The organism is Altericroceibacterium xinjiangense (genome assembly GCF_003958635.1).
GTDB classification, from domain to species: domain Bacteria; phylum Pseudomonadota; class Alphaproteobacteria; order Sphingomonadales; family Sphingomonadaceae; genus Altericroceibacterium_A; species Altericroceibacterium_A xinjiangense.
Window position 1 is genome coordinate 295,427 of sequence record NZ_RSEK01000002.1, and the last position, 20,129, is coordinate 315,555.

Consider the following 20,129-nt stretch of genomic DNA (forward strand, 5'->3'; position numbering starts at 1 on the left):
GGGACCGTTTCGGCTAGCTTGCCGGGGCCGGACGTGTTTCCTGCCCTACGGCACGAGACGTGCACCATTGCATCCGCCCCGCCGCCGTCATAGCGAGGCGCGATGGAGCTTTCCCCAACAGCGCTGGTCATTATCGGGTTGCTGCTCGCCGCATGGACCATCGGTGCGGCCTGGGCGATTCTGGCTGCGCGGGCGCAAGTGCGGCGGGCGAACAGTGCGCGCAAGGCTACCCGCCGCTTGGCGCAGATGATCGAAGATTGTCCGGCGGTGCCGGTGCTGGTCCGCGCCGACGGAAAGATCGAGGCTCCGGAACGGCTGGCCTCCTGGCTCGGGCTCGATGCCGTGCCCGCCTTTCTGAGTGAGCTGGAAAGCCGCACCGGTGGACTGGTCGAAGCTGACCTTGCCCAGTTGCAGCAAGCGGTAAAACGCACCCAGAAGACGGCGGCGCCGTTTCAGATGGCGGTAACCCCGCGTGGGTCCTCGCAAAGGCTGCTGGTGCGGGGGCAGCACGCCGATCCCGCCATTTCGGCAGCCGGGGCGGCGCTCGTCTGGTTCTTTTCGGAAGAAGGCGGGGAACTGGCCCGTCTGCGGACGGATCTTGCCCGGGTCCGTAAGGACGCGGCCTTGTTGCGCGCCGTGATCGAGGCTGCACCGGTCCCGCTGTGGCTGCGCGGTCCCGATACGCGGCTGAAGCTGGTCAATCCGGCATTCGCCGATCTGGTTGGTGCCGATGACGTCGATCAGGTGATTGCCGAACAAGTGGAACTGGAAGCGCGTCCTTTCCTCCGGACCGGCGAAGTCTTGCTGGACGAGGATGGCAGCGCCGGTTTTGCAGTCGACCATTCGGAAGCGGAGCAGCAGACCGGGGCGTTGCACCGCCTGCATCAGGCGCAGCAGGCAATTCTGGAACGCCTTTCCACTCCCGTGGCGCGGTTCGACGGCGACCAGTCGCTCGTCTTTGCCAACTCCGCTTTCCAGCGCACGTTCGGTCTGCCGACTGGACGGGGGGAAGCGGTGGACTTCGGCCGCGTACTGGAAGCCGCGCGGCAGGCGGAACGAGTCCCTCCGATGCGCGACTATTCCGCATGGACCCGCCGGCTCACCGACTGGTTTGCCGCGCACGGCGCGCAGGAGGATGTGTGGCGGCTGACCGACGGCAGCCAGCTCCGCATCCTGGGTCAACCGATGCCCGACGGCGGATTGGTGATGGTGGCTGAAGAGCGGATCCAAGGCGCTGCGCCGCCTGCGCGCAACCGCACCGCAATCCTCGACAATCTACTCGAATCGCTCGCCGTGTTCGCGCCTGACGGGCACTTGCTGCTGTGGAACCGTCCATTTCCTGCCTTGTGGCACCTGCCCGACCGCACTTTGGCAGAGCGTCCTTCCGTCGAAGCGCTGCTGGACCGGATCGCGCCTCGCCTGGCGCAGCCGCACGACGCACCCGCGCTGGCCGAGGCGATTCGCCAGCGCCGGCAGCATGCGGGGCAGATCGCCCTGCCGGATGGACGCACGCTCGACTTCGCCACTGCGGCGCTGCCCGATGGTGGCGCCTTGCTGACGTTTTGCGGCAAAGGCGCGGAACCGGCCGAAGCCCTCCCGTCGATAGATCACGCTGAGATCGAGCTGATGCCGTTCCTCACCGGAATTGTTCGCCAGCGGGAGGACGCGATCGAGGCAAAGCGCCTGACGCTCGACCTCAGGGGCGACCGGCGGTCAGGCACGATCATGGCGGACGAGGCGCTGCTCGGCGGCGCAATCGGCGGTCTGATCGACGAGGCAATTGCCGCGACCTCGGACAAGGGGCGCATTCTGATCACTCTTTCACGCCGCCGCGGGGCTGCGCGAATCACCGTGGCGCACAGCGGGCAGGGGATCGATCCGGACCCAGCGGTGCGCCGGGCGATAGAGGCGCACGGCGGGCAACTGGACATCGGTGGCGACCGCAACGCCACGGCGACGATCCTGCTGCCGTGACCGTCGATCTGCCCGACCTTGCGGCAATGGACACGCTGGGGAGCCGCATCGCCGCGCGGCTGGGGGCCGGTGATGTCGTCGCCTTGTCCGGCGGCCTTGGCGCCGGCAAGACCACGCTTGCCCGCGCGATCATCGCTGCGCTCGGTCATGAAGGCGAGGTGCCGTCGCCGACGTTCACCATCATCGAGACGTACGATTCGCCGTCGATGCGCCTGCCGCTGGTCCACGCGGACTTTTACCGACTGGACGATCCGCGGGAAGTGGAGGAACTCGGGCTGGATGATTACCGGGACGGCGCGGCGCTGATCGCGGAATGGCCCGAAATGGCCGGAGGGTTCGCAAATGAGCCGAGCTGCCTCTCTATAATGCTGGAATCTGCAGGAAAAGGACGCAAGGCGATTGTGAAACCGGGTGGCACTTGGCTAGAGCGGTGGTCATGAACCAGTCGCTGCCGGACGGCATTGTACCTTTCCTGCGCTCTGCCGGCTGGGTGGATGCGAAAATCGAACCACTTCCCGGGGATGCCAGCTTCCGCCGGTACTTCCGCGTGCGCGCGTTCAACGGGCATGGCGGGCATCGCACCGCGATGCTGATGGACGCGCCTCCTCCGCATGAAGACACAGGCCCCTTCCGCGCGGTTGCCCGCTGGCTGCGGGCGCACGATCACCGCGCGCCGGTGGTCTATGCAGAGGACAATGCGCGGGGCCTCGTGCTGCTGGAGGATTTCGGCGACGACCGGATGCGGGACTGGCTGGACGACAACGCGGAAGCCGAGGACGACACCTACCGCCGCGCGATTGACGCGCTGGTCCGGCTCCATGCGTCCCCTCCCGGTCCGTTTGCGCCCTATGACCTGGCGACGTACCAGCGGGAGGCAGGACTGCTTCCCGAATGGTACTGTCCGGCGATGGGGCTGAAAGTCGACACCGAAACCTACGTGAAAGCCTGGGACGAAGTGCTTGCCCCGGTGCTGGAACGGCAGGAGCCTGGCGTTACCGTACTGCGCGATTACCATGCCGAAAACATCATGCTGCTCGCCGATGGCAACCAGGGCATCATCGACTTCCAGGACGCGCTGGTCGGCCACCGGGCCTACGATCTCGTGTCGCTGCTGCAGGACGCGCGGCGCGAGGTGTCGCCTGAACTGGAGCGCCGGATGCTTGAGCATTACCGCGCGCAAGTCGATGCCGGGCCGGATTTCGAAGCCGACTACACTACGCTTGGCGCGCAGCGGAACGCCAAGATCGTCGGGATCTTTGCCCGGCTGTGGAAGCGTGATGACAAGCCGCGGTACCTCGCCCTGATCCCGCGGGTGTGGGAAGCGCTGGAACGGGATCTGAAGCATCCCGCGCTGGCTCCGGTCGATGAATGGTTCGCCGCCAACATCCCGCAGGAAATCCGCGATACCTTTGGCGGAGAACTGATGTGACGCTCGCTTGCGATACGGCAATGGTCATGGCCGCAGGCTTCGGCAAGCGGATGCGGCCGCTGACGATCAGCCAACCCAAGCCGCTGGTGCGCGTGGCCGGCAAGCCGCTGATCGACCACACGCTCGACAAGCTGGCTTCCGCCGGGATCGAGCGCGCAGTGGTCAACGTCCACTACCTGCCCGATGCGCTGGAAGCCCACGTCCGCGACCGCCAAAGTCCGCGCGTTGTGATTTCCGATGAGCGGGACGAGCTGCTCGAAACCGGAGGCGGTTTGATCAAGGCGCAGAAGGCGGGGCTGCTGTCCGACCCGTGTTTCTGCGTGAACAGCGACAACGTGTGGCTGGACGGACCCTACGACGCCTTCCGGGAATTGTCGGAAAGCTGGTCGGCCGACAAGATGGATGCCCTGCTCCTGCTGGTGCCCCACACTGGCGCGCGCAACTTCCGGGGCAAGGGCGACTTCCAGATGGACCCGCAGGGGCGGATCAGCCGCCGCCGGTCGGGCCGGATTGCACCGTTCATCTTCACCGGAATCCAGCTTGTTTCCCACCGCTTGCTGCGCGATCCGCCGGAAGGCGCGTTCTCGACCAACGTGCTGTGGGACCGCGCGATCGAGGACGGGCGGCTTTACGGGATGATGTTCACCGGCGAGTGGTTTGAAGTCGGCACGCCGGAAGCTATCGGGCCAACCGAACTGGCGTTGCAGGGCTGAGTCCCTCCTTGGTGAATTCTCCTTTCGTTCCGGCGCGAAATCCGCGATGACGGCGGCACCGCTGCGTCATGGCTGAACGATCCTTCCCCAAGCTCCATGCGATAGCCTCACACGAAGGCTTCGCCGATGCGCTCGTCGCCGGACTGGTGGCGCGCCATGCCGATCCGGATTTCGGGCTGGCGCGCGTCACCCTGCTGCTGCCGAGCACGCGTGCGGTGCGCACGGTTAGTGAAGCCTTCGTCCGCCACAGCGGGGAGGGACTGCTGCTGCCGCGCATGGGCGTGGTCGCCGATCTCGATCTCGATGACAAGCTGGGCCTGTTGCTCGATCCCCTGGGCGCGGCGGAGGCGGTTCGTCCGGCGGCCGATCCGGCCCGGCGGTGGCTGCGGCTGGCCCAGTTCATTCCCCAGGCGATGGAGAGGCTGGGACGAAGGCCTCCGCGCGGCGCGGCGCTGCTGAAGCTAGCGTTCGAACTCGGCTACACCATCGACCGCTTGTTCGTGGAGGAAATCCCGCCGGAGCGGTTGTGGGATCAACCGGTGCTCGATGTCCTTGGCGACTTGTCTGAACACTGGGTGGAAAACTCGCAGCTGTTCTTCGCCGTCCAGCAGATGTGGCATGCGGAACTTGAAGCTCGGGGGGAGATCGATTCGACCGCCCGGCGCAACCAGTTGTTCCGCTATGCGGCACAACGCTGGAAGGAAGACCCGCCAGCGCACCCGGTGATTGCCGCCGGTATCACCAGCGCCGCGCCGGCGCTTGCACGATTGCTGCGCGCGGTCGCCGATCTGCCGCAAGGGGCGGTGATCCTGCCCGATTTGGATTTGTCGCTGCCGGATGAGGTGTGGGATGAACTCGGCCGCGCCGGTGCGCCCGAAGCGGACGATGGCGCACCCTTCGCCCGCCAGGATGCCCTCAGCCATCCCCAGTACCACCTGAAGTTGCTGCTCAACCGAATGGGTGTGGCCCGCGGGGAAGTGCAGCCGTGGCCGCACGATGGCGCGGACGAGGATCCTCCCGCGCGGGCACACGCGATCTCCAGCTTGTTCCTGCCCCCGCAGGCGAGCAAGATCTGGGTCGATCTTCCGGCGGAACAGCGCCGCTTGTCCGGCGTGCGGCTGATGGAAACAGCCCATCCGGAAGAGGAAGCGCAGTCGATCGCCCTGCTGGTGCGCGAAGCGCTGGAGACCCCGGAAAAGCGGGTGGCGATCGTCACCCCGGATCGCAGCTTGGCCCGCCGGGTGGTTTCGCACCTCAAGCGCTGGAACATCGAGGCGGACGATTCCGCCGGACGGCCCTTGTCGCTGACGGTGGCCGGGCGCGCGTTGCTGATGCTGGCTGAAGTCGCGGCGGACGAACTTGCCCCGGTGGCGCTGATGGCGCTGCTGGAACACCCGCTGGCCGGCGCGGCGAACCGGAACCGGTGGCTGAGGTTTGCCCGCGCGTTCCAGCTGGAATTGCGCGGCCCGCGTCCGGCCCCGGGGTTCGAACCGCTGCGGGAGAAAGCGGCCCGGCTGGAGCTTCGGCATGAGGGGGTGAAGGACTGGTGGGCGGGGGTCGAGGCGGTCCTGCAGCCCCTCGTAACGCTGGCGCAGCAGGAGAATCCGGCGCTTGCAGACCTGATCGATGCGCTGGCCTCCGCTGGAGAAGCCTTGTGCGGGGAAGGGCTGTGGGCGCGGGCGGACGGACGCGCGCTCGCCGCTTTCGTGGAGGAATTGCGCCTGCAGGCGCGCGAGGTCGGCACTGTGCTGGCGGTGGAGGAACTGCCCGCCGCCTTGCGCGATGCGATGGAACGGGTCGCCGTCCGCCCTCCGTACGGCGGCCACACCCGCGTGGCGATCTACGGACTGATCGAATCCCGAATGGCCCGCGCCGATCTGGTGATCTGCGCCGCGCTGAACGAAGGGACCTGGCCCGCTTCGCCGGTGATCAGCCCGCTGCTTGCTCCCCCGGTCCTGCGCGTGCTGGGCGTTCCGGTGGCGGATTTCCGCCTCGGCCTTGCCGGGCATGACCTTGCCGCCGCGCTTGGCTCACCCGAAGTCGTGCTCAGCCGCGCGCGGAGGGACGCATCCGGCCCAGCGGTTCCTTCCCGGTTCCTGCTGCGGGTGGTCGCCTTGCTGGGGGAACTGGCCGACAGCCACCGGGAAACCCGCATCCCTGCGCTGGCCCGGGCGCTGGACGATGCCCCGCAGGTGCCCGGCTGCCCGAGGCCGGAACCGCGGCCGAGCGCGGAGCAGCGCCGCGTCCGCCTCAGTGTGACCGCGCTCGACCGCCTGCGATCCGACCCTTACCAGTTCTATGCCTCGCACATCTTGCGGCTGAGGGACCTCGATCCGCTCGACGCCGAACCGTCGCCCGCCTGGCAGGGGACGCTGGCCCACGCGATCCTCGAAACCTGGCACGCCACCGGCCGCCCGATGGAAGACATCGCAGCCGAAAAGCTTGAGGAAATGGGCACGCACCCGCTGATGCAGGCGATGTGGCGCCCCCGGCTGATGAAGGCACTGGAATGGGTGCAGGCGGAAATCGCCGCCAGTCCCGGGCGCAAGCCGGTGCTCGTCGAACAGAAGGGCACGCTGCGGTACCGGGGGGTCGAGATCATAGGCCGCATCGACCGGCTCGATCGCCTGCCCGGCGGCGGGCTGGCGGTCATCGACTACAAGACGGGCCGCCCGCCCTCGGTTTCGCAAGTGGAGAAGGGGTACGCCCTGCAACTCGGCACGCTTGGCCTGATGGTCGAGAAGGGCGGGTTTGAAGGTGTTGAGGGCGAGCCGGTTCGGTTCGAATACTGGTCGCTGGCGCGAAATGCGAAAAGCGAAACCGGCTTCGGCTCCATCGCCACTCCCCTCAAGCTGGAAGGCAAGCGCACCGGGATCGTCCCGGAGGACTTCCTGCCGGAAGCGAAGCGGTTTCTGGACGACGCGCTCGACAAGTGGATCCTCGGGGATGAACCATTCACCGCGCGTCTCAATCCCGATGCACCGGGGTATGACACCTACGATCACCTGATGCGGCTTGAGGAATGGATGGGGCTTGAGGAATGAGCGGGATGGTCTTTCCGCTGATGGACAACCAGGCACGCGCGGTCGATCCGCGCGATAGCGTCTGGCTGTCCGCTTCGGCGGGAACCGGCAAGACGCAGGTCCTTTCGGCTCGCGTCCTTCGACTGCTGCTGCAGCCGGATGTCGCTCCCGCGCAGATCCTGTGCCTTACCTTCACGAAGGCCGGTGCCGCCGAAATGGCGACTCGCGTCAATGAGGTGCTGGCAAGCTGGGTGCGGATGAGGCCGGATGCGCTGGTCAAGGATCTGAAGGCGATCGGCGCGGGGATTGATCCGGACACGCAGGCCCGCGCGCGGATGCTGTTCGCGCGCGTGCTCGATTGCCCGGGGGGCGGCCTGCGGATCAATACGATCCACGCGTTCTCCCAGTGGCTGCTCGCCGCCTTTCCGGAAGAAGCGGGCCTGGTCCCCGGCACCAAGCCGATGGAGGACCGCGACCGCGAGGTGCTGGCGCACCGCGTGCTGGTCGACCTGCTGCTCAAGTGGCAGACGGGCAGGGACCGGCAACTGCTCGATGCCTTGTCGCTGCTCAGCCTGCGAATGGGGCCGGACGGCGCGCGCCGGTGGCTGATGCGCTGCGCCGATGCGCGGCAGGCGTGGTTCGGGCCCGGTAGCTGGCAGGAACCGCTGGATGAACGCGTGCGCCAACTGATCGGGCTCGCCGTCGACGCCGGTCCGGAAACGGTCGCTGCCTTGTGCCAGGACGACCAGTTCGATTGCGAAGCCCTGCGGCAATGCCTTGACGTCCTTTCGGCATGGGACAGCAAGACCGGGCGGGAAGGAGCGGCGGCGATCAGAGAATGGCTGGCGCTTGATCCCAACGCGAGGGCCGAGGCGATCGACCTGTTCAGCGGCACCTTGTTCAACAAGACCGACGGCGCGCCCAAGCAGCTGAACAACATCCTGAAGCGCGATCCCGGCTATGGGGAATGCATCGCCCGGGTCGGCGGCTGCGTTGAACGGGTCATCGAGCACAAGACCCTGATCGGTCTGTGCGACTTGCTCACCCCGGCGCTGACGGTCGGCCGCCGGTTCGCAATCGCCTGGGAAGAAGCGAAGTCGCGCGAGGGGTTGATCGATTTCGATGACCAGATCCGCCGCGCCGCCAACTTGCTGACCCGGTCCGACCTCGCCGACTGGATCCGCTGCAAGCTGGACCGCGAATTCGACCACGTTCTGATCGATGAGGCGCAGGACACCAACGAATCGCAATGGTCTATCATCCGAGCGCTGACGGACGATTTCTTCTCCGGCACCGGCCAGCGCGGCGACAAGGTGCGGACGATCTTCGTGGTCGGCGACTACAAGCAGGCGATCTTCCGCTTCCAGGGCACCAGTCCCGAAAACTTCGCCACCGCCCGGCGCTATTACGCGCAAGTCATGGCCGAACGGGCAAAGAACGCCCGCGCCCTAAAGGACGGGATCGATGCGCGGGAGCTGGTGGAGCTGGGACTCGGCCGGTCCTACCGCACGGCGCAGCCGGTGCTCGACTTTGTCGATGCCGCGATCGAGGGGATCGGGTTCGAGAATTTCGGGCTCGACCAGCATCCCGGCCGCCATTTCGGCGATGAACGGCCGGGGCTGGTTCGCTTGTGGAAGCCGATCGACGCCAAGGCGCCGGAAGATGCGGAGGACGAAGGGCCGGAAGAATGGCTGTCCGAACCGGAACGGGAAATGGCCAACGGCATCGCCCGGCAAGTCCAGGCGTGGCTGCGCGATGGTTTCCCGCTGGTAAAGGGAAGGCCCCGCAACGCCGGCCCGGGAGACATCATGGTGCTGGTGCGCAAGCGCCGGGAACTGGCCGGGCTGATCGTGGCCCGGCTGCACGCGGCGGGCGTTCCGGTCGCGGGCGTGGACCGCCTACGCCTTGGAGCGCCCCTTGCGGTGAAGGACCTGATGGCAGTGCTGCGCTTTGCAGTCCAGCCGCTCGACGATCTCAGCCTTGCGGCCTTGCTGGTGTCCCCGCTGATCGGGTGGACGCAGGAGCAATTGCTGGAGCACGGGCACCGGCCGCAGAAAGCCGCGCTGTGGGATCACTTGCGCGACGAAAAAGCGCTGCTGGTGCAAGACACGGTGGAGCGGCTGCACGATCTGCTGGGGCGCGCCGACTGGGAACCGCCGCAAGCCCTGCTGCAGTGGCTGCTGGTCGGTCCGTGGCAGGGGCGGCGCAAGCTGGTCGCCCGGCTGGGGCGCGAAGCGAACGACCCGATCGATGAGTTGCTGAACGCCGCGCACGCGTTCACTTCGGCCCACACGCCGAGCCTCGAAGGCTTCATCCACTGGTTCGATGCCGGAGAGGGCGAACTGAAGCGGGAGCCGGGCGGGGGCGAAAACCTGGTCCGCGTGATGACGGTACACGGATCGAAGGGGCTTCAGGCGCCGATTGTGATCCTGGCCGATGCGACCGGCGATCCCGACCGGTCCCCGACCCGCGGGTTGTCGCTGGAAGAACGCCGGCCCGGCGATCCGCTGGGACGCAAGATTCCGCTGCCGGACCTGAAGGCCGAACAGAAGAAGGGGCGCATCGCCCAGGCCGACGAACACGCCGCGCTGGAGGAGAAGCGGGAGCACTGGCGCCTGCTGTACGTGGCAATGACACGCGCGGAAGAAGCGCTGTTTGTCGGCGGCGCACTCGGCAAGCGGGAAAAGGAACCGGCGGCGGACAGCTGGTATTCGCGGCTTTCGGCGGTGATCGAAGGCAAACCCGTGGCCGATCCGGTCTGGGGCGAATGCCGCGACTGGGGGAAACCGGCGGAAGGCGTGCAGGCGCAGCCGGTGGAACGGATAGAAAAAACCGTCGAACTCCCGACTTGGGCAACCATTCCGGTCGGGCCGGAACCGCGCCCGCCGCGCCCGCTCGCGCCGTCGTCGGCTGCAGAGGAACTCGGCGCCGATCCGCCGTCATCGTCCGACGTTCCGCCCGAAATTGCCCAGCGCGCCGCGCGGCGCGGGGTGCTGATCCACCGCCTGATCGAACGCCTGCCGGATGTGCCGGATGGGGAGCGGGAGACCAAGGCCGCCGATTGGCTCGCCCGCAACGGGGCCGATCTGCCGGAAAGTGACCGGGCGGACATGCTGGCCGATGCGCTGGCTGTGATCCGGGCACCACAATGGGCAGAACTGTTCTCTTCCGCGGCGCTGCCGGAAGTGCCGCTGACGGCAGTCGTCGATGGGCGGGTCATCACCGGGACGGTGGACCGGCTGCTGGTGGAGAAAGACCGGGTGCTGGTGATCGATTTCAAGACCGCGCGCCGCCCGCCCGCTGGTCTTGAGCAGGTGCCGACCGCGACTTTGCGCCAGATGGCGGCTTATGCCGCCGCGCTGCAGGCAATCTATCCCGGGCGCAAAACGGAAGCGGCCGTGCTCTATACTCATGCGCCGCGACTGATCGCGATTCCTGCGGAGGTGCTCGATCGGCACAAACCCGGTTTGCCCATCGGTGAGGAAAGCTTTGCTGGGTGAACGGTTGCCTCAGGGTAACCGCGCCCTAAATTGCCGTAAACGACAGGAGCAAAGCCCATGGCGACCAAGACCATCACCGATTCCAGCTTTCAGACGGACGTCCTCAATTCCGACAAGCCCGTGCTGGTCGATTTCTGGGCCGACTGGTGCGGACCCTGCAAGATGATCGCTCCCGCGCTGGAAGAAATCAGCGACGAACTGTCCGACAAGGTGACCATCGCCAAAATGGACATCATGGAAAACCCGGACATCCCCGGCCAGATCGGCGTCCAGTCGATCCCGCTGATGGTGCTGTTCAAGGACGGTAAGCCGGTTGCCCAGAAACTGGGCGCCGCACCGAAAAGCCAGCTCAAGCAGTGGCTTGAAAGCGAGCTGTAAGCTCTTCTGAGCCCTCGCTGTCGCGGGGGCTCAGGTATCCAGAACCGTAAGTCTTTCCGCCAATCCGTCCCACAAGGCGGGTGAGGCTGCGCCGATCAGCCCGGTCCGCCTGGTTTCGTCGACGCGGTAGGGCGAGCCGTCCGGCCGCGCGGCTTTTCCGCCTGCTTCGTTGAGGAACAGCACGCCCGCTGCGTGATCCCACGGCAAGGTGCGTTCGAAAATCGAGACATCGTTCTGCCCCAGCGTCAGCCGGGGGTACTGCTCTGCGGCGCAGCGGGGAATGTCCACCAGCCGGTAATGCGGCGCGATGGTGGTCTTCATCGCCTCCCGCTTGGCCATGTCCATGAAGAGCAGGGAGATGGCCGCGACCGGCGGTGTTTCCCCGGTGGCGCGCGCCGCGATCTTCTCTCCGCCAACGAATGCGCCCTTGCCGCGCTCAGCCATGCACATGCGGCCGGACAGCGGATCGTAGATCCATCCGGTGTGGGCGATCCCGTTCTCAGCCATCGCGATCAGGATCCCAAACGGCGGTTTCCCGGCCGCGAAGTTGTGGGTTCCATCGATCGGATCGACGATCCAGCACGGGCCGGACAAACGGTCGAGCACCGAAGGATCGGCATGGGCCGCTTCCTCGCCGACCACAGCAAGGCCTGGCGCGATCTTCGTCAGCCCTTCGGTCAGCATTTCTTCCGAAAGCTTGTCCGCCACGGTGACGAAGTCGTCCGCCGCCTTCTCCTCGATCTGGTGAGCGGAGAGGGTCTGGTAATGCGGCAGGATCGCTCGCTGCGAGACGTCGCGCAGCAGGGCCTCGACCGCGGTGTGGAGCGCGCCGGTCAACTCCGGTAATCCGCGTTGATCGCAATGTAGCCATGCGTCAGGTCGCACGTCCACACGGTGGCGCGCCCTTCGCCAAGGCCGATGTCCACCTCGATCACGATGTCGCGTCCTTTCAGGTGCGCCGCGACCGGTGCCTCATCGTAATCGGGCAGGGGCTGGCCCTCGCGCGCGGCCCAGGTGCCGCCGAACCCGATCGACAGCCGGTCCCGGTCTGCCGGCTCCCCCGCCTTGCCGACCGCCATCACCACGCGGCCCCAATTGGCGTCTTCCCCGGCAATGGCAGTTTTAACCAGCGGGGAGTTGGCGATGGAAAGGCCGATCTTGCGAGCGCTTTCATCGGATTCGGCTCCGCTGACGCGCACCTCGATGAACTTGCTGGCTCCTTCCCCGTCGCGCACCACCAGCTGCGCCAGTTGCAGGCAGACGTCGCGCAGGGCAGCCCCAAACGCGTCTGCGCCTTCATCCCCGAACCCGGTGAGTAGCGAACTGCCGGCCCGGCCGGTTGCGAACGCCAGCACCGTGTCGCTGGTGGAGGTATCGGAATCGACCGTGATGCAGTTGAACGTGGCGTCGCTGGCGGAGGACAGCAGTTGCTGGAGGAACGCGGGCTCCACCGCCGCGTCGGTGAAGATGTAGCCCAGCATGGTCGCCATGTCCGGCGCGATCATCCCGCTGCCCTTGACGATCCCGACGAGTTCGACCCGTTTGCCGGCCACGATCGCCGAAGCCGCCGCGGCCTTGGGAAATGTGTCGGTGGTAGAGATCGTCCGCGCCGCGTCCTCCCAGGAACAGGCGGGGGCCTGGAGCGCGGCGGCGATCCCTTCGTACGCCTTGTCCTTGGGCAAGGGCACGCCGATCACCCCGGTGGAGGAGACGAACACCTCGCTGGGCGCGCAGTCGAGGTGCGCGGCCACCTGGGCCATGATCTGCTCCACCGCCTCGCGCCCGCGATAGCCGGTAAAGGCGTTGGAATTGCCCGCGTTTACCACAAGTGCCCGCGCGCGGCCAAGCAGCGCCTGCTCACGCCCCAGTTCGACTTCGGAAGAACAGCACACGTTCCGCGTGAACACTCCGGCGACCGAGGTGCCGGGGGACAATTCCACATAGGTCAGGTCGCAGCGGTCCCACGTCTTGTACCCGGCGCGCACCGCATGGGGCACAACCCCGGCGATCGGCGGCAAATCGGGAAACGGCAGGGCGAGCGGAGAGGGGGTCAGGTCCATGACCGCGCTGTATGACGACTGACTATTGCAGTAAACGCGCTTTGCGGCAGCAAACGTTCTTTGACAGTGGACGGGACGGGGCCGAGGACTTATCTCGGTTCCCAAATGCTCCGTCAGCTGCTCACCCTGCTTGCCATCTTTACCGGCCTTGCTGCCGTGTGTGAGCCTGCGCAAGCTCGCACGCCGGGCATCGAGCAGGTCCGGCTGCAAGCGGACACGCAGCTGATCGTGTCCTGCGTGATCCGCGCCGGCAGCGGAAGCCATCAGCTTTCTCGAGCAGGCAAGGCGGCTTCCGCGCAGCCGCAGAAGCCGCGCTGTATGCCGGTCATCGTGCCCCGGGTCATGCTCGGCGCCGACCGCGCTCACGAATAGCGACCGCTTTTTTGCCGCTTCGTTCTTCCGCCCGCGCTGTGATGCGCGGGTACCCGCATATTTGAAATCAGGACCCGCCCCATGTTCCAGGCGCTCGCCAAAACGCTTTTCGGCTCTGCCAACGACCGTTACGTCAAATCGCTCGAGAAGATCGTCAATCGCATCAACGCCCTTGAACCGCAGATGGAGGCGCTGAGCGAGGAGGAACTGCGCGGCCAGACGGAGAAGTTCCGTCAGAAGCTCGCGCAGGGCGAAACGCTCGATGACATTCTCCCGGAAGCCTTTGCCACTGTGCGCGAGGCTTCGAAGCGCGTGCTCGGCATGCGGCACTTCGATGTGCAGATGGTCGGCGGCATCGTGCTCCACCGGGGTGAGATCGCCGAAATGCGCACGGGTGAGGGCAAGACGCTGGTCGCCACGCTGGCGACCTACCTCAACGCGATCGAGGGCAAGGGCGTCCACGTCGTCACCGTCAACGACTACCTCGCCTCGCGCGACGCGGAATGGATGGGCAGGATCCACGAATTCCTCGGACTGACGGTCGGCGTGATCGTGCCCAACATTCCGGAGCACCAACGGCGCGATGCCTACGCGGCGGACATCACCTACGGCACGAACAACGAATTCGGCTTCGACTACCTGCGCGACAACATGAAGCATGAGCGCAGCCAGATGGTCCACCGGCCGTTCAACTACGCGATCGTCGACGAGGTGGACTCCATCCTGATCGACGAGGCACGCACGCCGCTGATCATTTCCGGCCCCACGGAGGACAAGTCCGAGCTTTACGTCTCGATCGACGAGATCGTGAAGGGCATCGATCCCGAGTGGTACGATGCGGACGAGAAATCGAAGAATGTCTCCCTGACCGAAGACGGGGTCGAGGAAGTCGAAAAGCTCCTCCAGCAGGCGGGGTTGCTCGAAACCGATAACCTCTACGATGTCGAGAACACGCAGGTGGTCCACCACCTCGACCAGGCGCTGAAGGCGAACGTCATGTTCAAGCGCGACATCGATTACATCGTGAAGGACGACAAGGTCGTCATCATCGACGAATTCACCGGCCGCATGATGGACGGGCGCCGCTGGTCGAACGGCTTGCACCAGGCAGTGGAAGCCAAGGAAGGCGTGAAGATCGAGCCGGAGAACCAGACGCTCGCCTCGATTACCTTCCAGAACTACTTCCGCATGTACCCCAAGCTTTCCGGGATGACCGGGACCGCCGCGACCGAGGCAGCCGAGTTCTGGGACATCTACAAGCTCAACGTCGTCGAAATCCCGACCAACCTCCCCGTCCAGCGGATCGACGAGGAGGACGAGTTCTATAAGAACACGCAGGACAAGTTTCAGGCCATAGCCAAGGCGATCAAGGAGAAGTACGACACCGGCCAGCCGGTGCTGGTCGGTACTGTCTCGATCGAGAAGTCGGAGCTTCTGTCCGAGTACCTCAACCGCGAAGGGGTGAAGCACGCGGTGCTGAACGCCCGCTTCCACGAAATGGAGGCCCACATCGTGGCCCAGGCGGGGCGGCTTGGCGCCGTGACCATCGCCACCAACATGGCCGGGCGCGGCACCGACATCCAGCTGGGCGGCAATGTCGACTTCCGGGTCGAGGACGAATTGCGCGACATGCCCGAAGGGCCGGAGCGAGACGCCGCGGTCGACCGGATCAAGCAGGAAGTCGCCGAGGAACGCCAGAAGGTGAGGGACGTCGGCGGCTTGTTCGTGCTTGCCACTGAACGGCACGAAAGCCGCCGCATCGATAACCAGCTGCGGGGCCGCTCTGGCCGCCAGGGCGATCCAGGGTTGTCGCGGTTCTACTTGTGCCTCGAAGATGACCTGCTGCGTATTTTCGGGCCGGATACGCTCTTTTCCAAGATGATGAACGCCAACCTCGCGGATGGGGAGGCGATCGGGTCCAAGTGGCTGTCCAAGGCCATCGAGACTGCGCAGAAGAAGGTCGAGGCCCGCAACTACGACATGCGCAAGCAAGTCGTGGAATACGACAACGTCATGAACGACCAGCGCAAGGTGATCTACGAACAGCGCGCCGAGATCATGGACAGCGAGGCAGTGGACGATGTCGTGGTCGACATGCGCCACGATGCGATTAACGCGATGGTCGGCACCGCCTGCCCTCCGGGCTCGTACCCGGAACAGTGGGACGTCGACGGGCTGAAGGAAAAGGCACTCGACATCCTCGGCATCGAGGTTCCGCTGCACGAATGGATGGAGGAAGACTCGGTCGAGCCCGACATGATCGAGGAGCGGCTGGTCGGCCTTGCGGACGAGAAGATCGGCGCGAAGATGGCCGAAGGGGACGAGAACGTCTGGCGGCAAGTGGAAAAGAGCGTGCTGCTCGGCCGGCTCGATCACTACTGGAAAGAACACCTCGCCACCCTCGACGCGCTGCGGCAAGTGATCTTCCTGCGCGCTTATGCGCAGAAGCAGCCGATCAATGAATACAAGCAGGAAGCCTTCGGGCTGTTCGAATCGATGCTGGAAGGCATCCGGGAAGACGTGACCCGCATCCTCATGAACAGTCAGCTGCGCCTGGCCGAACCCCCGCCTTCGGCGCTGCCGGAACTGCCTTCGTTCCTCACCGGACACATCGATCCGCTGACGGGAAGCGATAACTCGAACGACGGAGACGGGTCGGATACCCGCGCGGCGCTGTTCGGCGCGCTCGCCGGAAGCCCGGTGGCAGCGGCCGGCCCGGGCGGAGCGGAAGGCGATGATCCCTATGCGGGGATGAACGTCAGCCGCAACGCGCCATGTCCCTGCGGGTCGGGCAACAAGTACAAGCACTGCCACGGGTCGGCTTGATCCGCGGCGCGGATCAGGCACTTGCCGCAACCGTAACGACTGTTATGATCCTCTCCTGACAAGGGGGAGGATCAAGCCATTCGCGTTGCCACACACCCGCCCGGGATGATCGGGCTGCGGGATACGCACCATGTCGGGTGATCCAATGCTTTTCCGGCGGATGCTGCCGTTGATGTTCGCGGTGTTCATCAACATCGCGGGCTTCAGCCTGATCCTGCCGCTGCTGCCGTTCTACGGTTCGCTGTTCGGCGCGGGGCCGTTCGAGGTTGCGCTGCTGTTTGCCGCATACAGTCTCGGCAACGTGTTCGGCGAAATCTTCTGGGGCCGCCAGTCGGACAGGTGGGGCCGGCGCAAGGTGCTGATCGTGACGACTGCCGGCGCGACGCTGGCCTACATCGCTTTTGCGTACACACCGGTTCTTTGGCTGGCGGTCGCGATCCGCGTGGTGAACGGGTTTTTCGGCGGCACGCTCAGCGTCGCCCAAGGCTTCCTGGCCGATGCCTCGCCGCCGGAAAAGCGCGCCAAGGCAATGGGCCTGTTCGGCGCTGCGTTCAGCACGGGGTTCGCCTTCGGCCCGGTGGTGGGCGGATTGCTGGCCGGGCCGGGGACGAGCCTCGCCGATTTCCGTCTTCCGATCCTTGCCGCTGCGGCATTCTCGGCCCTGACCTCGCTGTGGTCGATCTTCTTCCTGCGTGACGTAAAGCCGCCGCTTGGCAGGGCAGCGCCGCTGCCGCGCTACAGCGAAGCGATCCGCTACGTCCGCGCCGATCCGCTGCTGCTGCGCCTGTTCGTGATCTCCTTCTTCGGGATCGCGGCCTTCGCGTCGATGGAAGCGATCTACGGCTTGTGGAGCGAAGCGAACTTCGGCTGGGATGCGCAGGACTTGGGCTTCGCGTTCATCGCCATCGGGCTTGGCGGGCTGGTGGTGCAGCTGTTCTTTCTCCACCCGCTGGTCGTGCGCTATGGGGAAGGGCGAGTCATCGTCGCCGGGCTGTGCGTCCTAGCTATCTCGATGCTGCTCCAGCCGATCCTGCGGGAGCCGCTCGTCGCGGTCGCGCTGATGGGCATGCTGATGATGGGCCACAGCCTCGCGTTCCCGACCTCCGGCGCGCTGACGTCGCGCACTGCGCCGATGGAGCGGCAAGGCAGCGTGATGGGCTTGTTGATGGCTTCCAACGCCGTGTCCCGCATCATCGCTCCGCCGACGTTCGGCCTGATCTACGAGCTTGGCCACGACCTGCCGTGGTACGCAGGCGCGGTGATGATCGCGCTGGTCGTTCCCCTCGGGCTGCAACTGATTGCCCTGGTGCGGCGGCCTCCGGCGCCGGAGCTCAGTCCCAGCTGAGCGGGCGGGCGACTTCCTCCAGCGGCTTTCGTTCCGCCGCGACCCCGTAAAACACCGTCACCAAGGCGGCGAGCAGCATCAGGCCTGCGCCGAACAAGTAGCCGATCAGCACTTGTTCGCGCGATCCGCTTTCGATCAGCAGCCCGAACACCCACGGCGCAACCGCGCCCAGCAGGGTGCCGAGCGCATAGAAGATCGCGATCGCCAGTGCCCGCATCTCCAGCGGGAAGTTCTCCGCCGCGGTCAGGTAGGCCGCCGAAGCCGCGGCCGAGGCGAAGAAGAACGTCACGCTCCAGCACAGGGTCTGCGTCGTTGCAGTCAGATGCCCGCCCGCAAAGGCAAAGCCCGTCGCGGCCAGAAGTACGCCAGACATCCCGTAGGTCAGGATGATCATCGGCCGCCGCCCCCAGGTATCGAACAACCGGCCAAGCAGCAGCGGGCCAAGCACGTTCCCGGCCGCGAACGGCAGGATATAGTACCCGACGTCCCGGCTCGGGACGTCGTAGAAGTCGGTCAGCATCATCGCGTAGGTAAAGAAGATCGCGTTGTAGAAAAACGCCTGCGCCGCCATCAGGACAAGGCAGTAGAACGTCCGCTTCGGATACGTGCGGAACAAGGCGGTGAACACCTCCTGCATCGAGGTCGCGTGGCGCGGGGTCACGCGGGTGTCCACCGGCGGAAGGTCGGGAAGGACGTGCCCTTCCGCCCGTACGCGTGCCTCTATGCCCTCGATCACGCGTTCGGCTTCTTCGGCGCGGTGATGGGTAGCAAGCCAGCGCGGGCTTTCCGGCACGAATCGCCGCAGCAGCAGGATGAACACGCCGATCACCGCGCCGCCGAAGAACGCGAGCCGCCAGCCGATCTCGGGATCGATCACCCGGGGATCCAGCAGCAGGATCGAGGCCCCGCTCGCCAGGGCCGCGCCGATCCAGAAGCTGCCGTTGATCACAAGATCGGTCCACCCGCGGCGCCGGGCGGGGATCAGTTCCTGGATCGCGGAATTGATCGCGCTGTATTCGCCCCCGATCCCTGCGCCGGTAAGAAAGCGCATCAGGGCAAAGCTCGGCAGATCCCAGGTGAACGCAGTGCCGGCCGTCGCGATCAGGTAAAGCCCCAGGGTGAGGAAGAACAACTTCTTGCGCCCCCAGCGGTCCGTCAGCCAGCCGAAGAACAAGGCCCCGCCGACGGCCCCCACCAGATAAGCCGAATTGGCGAATCCCACGTCGCTGGCGCTGAAGCGCAAGACCGGGCTTTCCCGCAGCGCGCCCGCGACCGATCCGGCGATGGTGACTTCCAGCCCGTCGAGAATCCAGGTGATGCCCAGTGCAATGACCACGAGCCAGTGGAACCGGCTCCACGGCAAGCGGTCGAGGCGGGCAGGCAAGGCGGCGGCAATGTGCTGGCTGATGGTTTCGCTCCCCGTGTTGCGGGAGCAGCCTAAAGCCTCTCGCCCGCGCTTCAAGGGCAGCGGCGTGATCGCGCCAGCGACACCGGGATCTGAAGGAAGAGTGGCTCCCCGAGTTGGATTCGAACCAACGGCCGCTCGATTAACAGTCGAGAGCTCTACCGCTGAGCTATCGGGGAGCAGTCCTTAGCGGACGGACACGCCTATATGCACCGCTTTCGGCTTTTGCAAGGCTGGAAAGCGCCCCTGGCAATCAGGCGACGAACTGTTCGCTGACGATCCGTTCGTCCAGGCTGTGCCCGGGATCGAACAGCAGGGTGAGCTGCCGTGTCTGGTCGCTGGCGATCTGCACTTCGGCGATATCGCGCACTTCCTGCTGGTCGGCCACCGCAGCAACCGGGCGCTTTTCCGGGTCAAGCACACGGAAGCGCACTTTGCTGCGATCGGGCAGGATCGCGCCGCGCCAGCGCCGGGGGCGGAACGGGCTGATCGGGGTCAGCGCCAGCGTCTGCGAATCGAGCGGCAGAATCGGCCCGTTCGCCGAAAGATTGTAGGCGGTCGATCCGGCCGGAGTAGCCAGCAGCACCCCATCGCAGGCCAGTTCCGCAATCCGCACCTTGCCGTTGACCGAAACCTCGATCTTCGCGGTCTGGCGGGTTTCGCGCAGCAGGGACACTTCGTTGATTGCGGCATACTGCCGGCTTTCGCCGCTCTGAGTCGTCGCGGTCATCGTCAGCGGGGCAACCGCGATTGGCTTGGCCTTCGCCAGCCGGTCACGCAGCTTTGCCTGGGGACGCCAGCGGTTCATCAGGAAACCGACGGTGCCAAGGTTCATCCCGTAGGCCGGAATGACCCGCCCGTTTTCCAGCATGCGGTGCAGCGTCTGCAGCATAAAGCCGTCGCCGCCCAGCACGATGGCAAGGTCGGCTTCTTCCAGCGGAACCCAATCGGCGGTTTCCCGCAGATAAGCGGCCGCTTCCTGCGCCCGCTCCGCCGGGGAAGCGAGCAGGGCGAGGGAAGGAAGCTCGCTGCGTTCGGCCATGCTCTTCGCCCCTCTTGTCCGCACCGCATTCTATGGGCCGACTGCCCCGTTGGCAATGTGTC

Annotated in this window: 14 protein-coding genes and 1 tRNA gene; 10 read left to right on the forward strand and 5 right to left on the reverse strand. The window is 65.9% G+C overall.

Features of this window, described 5'->3' with window-relative positions; all coding sequences use genetic code 11:
* Positions 1-102: 102 nt before the first annotated feature.
* The 7 genes from ELY13_RS03725 to trxA all read left to right on the forward strand — a co-directional run bounded on the left by ELY13_RS03725 (position 103) and on the right by trxA (position 11,017).
* The gene (locus ELY13_RS03725) at positions 103-1,974 is read left to right on the forward strand and encodes a PAS-domain containing protein (RefSeq protein WP_126172523.1); all 1,872 of its coding nucleotides are present in this window, start codon (positions 103-105) and stop codon (positions 1,972-1,974) included.
* Positions 1,971-2,414 carry a tRNA (adenosine(37)-N6)-threonylcarbamoyltransferase complex ATPase subunit type 1 TsaE gene (gene tsaE, locus ELY13_RS03730; RefSeq protein ID WP_126172524.1) on the forward strand — a complete coding sequence of 148 codons (444 nt, stop codon included), beginning with the start codon at positions 1,971-1,973 and terminating at the stop codon, positions 2,412-2,414. The genes ELY13_RS03725 and tsaE overlap by 4 nt, the downstream gene beginning before the upstream one ends.
* Positions 2,411-3,403 carry an aminoglycoside phosphotransferase family protein gene (locus tag ELY13_RS03735; RefSeq protein ID WP_126172525.1) on the forward strand — a complete coding sequence of 331 codons (993 nt, stop codon included), beginning with the start codon at positions 2,411-2,413 and terminating at the stop codon, positions 3,401-3,403. Before tsaE ends, ELY13_RS03735 begins: the two co-directional genes overlap by 4 nt.
* Positions 3,404-3,429: 26 nt before the next feature.
* Positions 3,430-4,116 carry a nucleotidyltransferase family protein gene (locus ELY13_RS03740; RefSeq protein ID WP_241233523.1) on the forward strand — a complete coding sequence of 229 codons (687 nt, stop codon included), beginning with the start codon at positions 3,430-3,432 and terminating at the stop codon, positions 4,114-4,116.
* Positions 4,117-4,184: 68 nt separating this feature from the next.
* A complete protein-coding gene (addB, locus tag ELY13_RS03745) occupies positions 4,185-7,160 on the forward strand; it encodes a double-strand break repair protein AddB (protein WP_126172527.1) in 2,976 nt (991 codons plus the stop codon).
* A complete protein-coding gene (gene addA, locus ELY13_RS03750) occupies positions 7,157-10,639 on the forward strand; it encodes a double-strand break repair helicase AddA (RefSeq protein ID WP_126172528.1) in 3,483 nt (1,160 codons plus the stop codon). The genes addB and addA overlap by 4 nt, the downstream gene beginning before the upstream one ends.
* Positions 10,640-10,696: 57 nt before the next feature.
* A complete protein-coding gene (gene trxA / locus ELY13_RS03755; protein WP_126172529.1) occupies positions 10,697-11,017 on the forward strand; it encodes a thioredoxin in 321 nt (106 codons plus the stop codon).
* Positions 11,018-11,047: 30 nt separating this feature from the next.
* On the opposite strand, the gene ELY13_RS03760 is transcribed toward trxA, so the two are convergent.
* Together ELY13_RS03760 and argJ are read right to left on the reverse strand one after the other, a co-directional pair.
* On the reverse strand, positions 11,048-11,854 hold the full coding sequence (locus ELY13_RS03760; RefSeq protein ID WP_126172530.1) for an inositol monophosphatase family protein: 807 nt from the start codon (positions 11,852-11,854) through the stop codon (positions 11,048-11,050).
* Positions 11,851-13,077 (reverse strand): bifunctional glutamate N-acetyltransferase/amino-acid acetyltransferase ArgJ, encoded by a 1,227-nt coding sequence (gene argJ / locus ELY13_RS03765; protein ID WP_126172531.1) that lies wholly within the window; start codon positions 13,075-13,077, stop codon positions 11,851-11,853. The genes ELY13_RS03760 and argJ overlap by 4 nt, the downstream gene beginning before the upstream one ends.
* Positions 13,078-13,182: 105 nt before the next feature.
* Here argJ and ELY13_RS03770 point away from each other — a divergent pair, with 105 nt between their 5' ends.
* The 3 genes from ELY13_RS03770 to ELY13_RS03780 all read left to right on the forward strand — a co-directional run bounded on the left by ELY13_RS03770 (position 13,183) and on the right by ELY13_RS03780 (position 17,620).
* The gene (locus ELY13_RS03770; protein ID WP_126172532.1) at positions 13,183-13,449 is read left to right on the forward strand and encodes a hypothetical protein; all 267 of its coding nucleotides are present in this window, start codon (positions 13,183-13,185) and stop codon (positions 13,447-13,449) included.
* An 81-nt stretch (positions 13,450-13,530) separates the two neighbouring features.
* Entirely contained in the window at positions 13,531-16,275 is a 2,745-nt protein-coding gene (gene secA / locus ELY13_RS03775; protein ID WP_126172533.1) for a preprotein translocase subunit SecA, read from the forward strand.
* A gap of 130 nt (positions 16,276-16,405) precedes the next feature.
* Positions 16,406-17,620: an MFS transporter gene (locus ELY13_RS03780; RefSeq protein ID WP_126172534.1), complete on the forward strand. Its 1,215-nt coding sequence runs from the start codon at positions 16,406-16,408 to the stop codon at positions 17,618-17,620.
* Here ELY13_RS03780 and ELY13_RS03785 read toward each other — a convergent pair.
* The 3 genes from ELY13_RS03785 to ELY13_RS03795 form a co-directional block, all read right to left on the reverse strand.
* Positions 17,607-19,004 carry an MFS transporter gene (locus tag ELY13_RS03785; protein ID WP_241233524.1) on the reverse strand — a complete coding sequence of 466 codons (1,398 nt, stop codon included), beginning with the start codon at positions 19,002-19,004 and terminating at the stop codon, positions 17,607-17,609. The genes ELY13_RS03780 and ELY13_RS03785 overlap by 14 nt on opposite strands.
* A 125-nt stretch (positions 19,005-19,129) precedes the next feature.
* A tRNA-Asn gene (locus ELY13_RS03790) sits at positions 19,130-19,204 on the reverse strand.
* Positions 19,205-19,278: 74 nt separating this feature from the next.
* A complete protein-coding gene (locus ELY13_RS03795) occupies positions 19,279-20,067 on the reverse strand; it encodes an NAD kinase (RefSeq protein ID WP_126172535.1) in 789 nt (262 codons plus the stop codon).
* Between the last annotated feature and the right edge of the window lie 62 nt (positions 20,068-20,129).

Excerpts from the sequence above, each read along its gene's own strand:
- ELY13_RS03770 (WP_126172532.1), top strand. The coding sequence starts at position 13,183 with ATGCTCCGTCAGCTGCTCACCCTGCTTGCCATCTTTACCGGCCTTGCT.
- secA (WP_126172533.1), top strand. The coding sequence starts at position 13,531 with ATGTTCCAGGCGCTCGCCAAAACGCTTTTCGGCTCTGCCAACGACCGT.
- addB (WP_126172527.1), top strand. The coding sequence starts at position 4,185 with ATGGCTGAACGATCCTTCCCCAAGCTCCATGCGATAGCCTCACACGAA.
- ELY13_RS03795 (WP_126172535.1), bottom strand. The coding sequence starts at position 20,067 with ATGGCCGAACGCAGCGAGCTTCCTTCCCTCGCCCTGCTCGCTTCCCCG.
- argJ (WP_126172531.1), bottom strand. The coding sequence starts at position 13,077 with ATGGACCTGACCCCCTCTCCGCTCGCCCTGCCGTTTCCCGATTTGCCG.
- ELY13_RS03735 (WP_126172525.1), top strand. The coding sequence starts at position 2,411 with ATGAACCAGTCGCTGCCGGACGGCATTGTACCTTTCCTGCGCTCTGCC.
- ELY13_RS03780 (WP_126172534.1), top strand. The coding sequence starts at position 16,406 with ATGTCGGGTGATCCAATGCTTTTCCGGCGGATGCTGCCGTTGATGTTC.
- ELY13_RS03740 (WP_241233523.1), top strand. The coding sequence starts at position 3,430 with ATGGCCGCAGGCTTCGGCAAGCGGATGCGGCCGCTGACGATCAGCCAA.
- trxA (WP_126172529.1), top strand. The coding sequence starts at position 10,697 with ATGGCGACCAAGACCATCACCGATTCCAGCTTTCAGACGGACGTCCTC.
- addA (WP_126172528.1), top strand. The coding sequence starts at position 7,157 with ATGAGCGGGATGGTCTTTCCGCTGATGGACAACCAGGCACGCGCGGTC.
- ELY13_RS03725 (WP_126172523.1), top strand. The coding sequence starts at position 103 with ATGGAGCTTTCCCCAACAGCGCTGGTCATTATCGGGTTGCTGCTCGCC.